Below are 586 nucleotides of genomic sequence, written 5' to 3'. Positions count from 1 at the left end.
CGTCATGACCACTTAAGTAGCTGTTTTGCACGCCGACCACAGGCAGATCGTCGGTACGCTTGACTTCAAACATCTTGTTAGACTGCCAGCGGCTGTCCTGCCAAGAATAAACCGTACCAGTGAATTCACGGAAATTAATCTCAGGATCGAAATTAGTGGCAAAATATTTGCCGTGGCTACCCGCATTGATATCGATAATATCAATATCAGTCACTGAACCGGCATCCATCATGTCATAGCCCAGACGCGCATAAGCGTTGACCATACCGGGATCAAAGCCTGCACCCAAGATTGCCGTGACATTATTGTCCGCACAGCGCTGCTTACGTTTCCATTCGTAGTTTTCATACCATGGCGGCGTCTCACAAATCTTGCGCGGATCTTCATGAATGGCGGTATCGATATAAGCCACACCTGTCTCAATGCAAGCTTCCAATACCGTCATATTGATAAATGCCGAGCCGACGTTGATTAGGATTTGAATACCGGTATCATTGATAAGATCAACGACAGCTTGGCTGTCCATAGCATCGACTTGGTGCGTATGCAAGACGGCAGCTTGCTTAAAGCTACCTTTATCCTTTAC

Annotated in this window: 1 protein-coding gene; it reads right to left on the bottom strand. The window is 46.9% G+C overall.

Going from position 1 to position 586, the window contains the following annotated elements; all coding sequences use genetic code 11:
* Positions 1-586, bottom strand: a 586-nt coding sequence (locus tag ACS8FD_RS22890) for a saccharopine dehydrogenase family protein (protein WP_439277548.1), incomplete at both ends; no start/stop codon positions are given.

It is taken from the genome of Psychrobacter sp. 1U2 (assembly GCF_051847575.1).
This window is presented reverse-complemented; position numbering and strand designations above follow the sequence as displayed.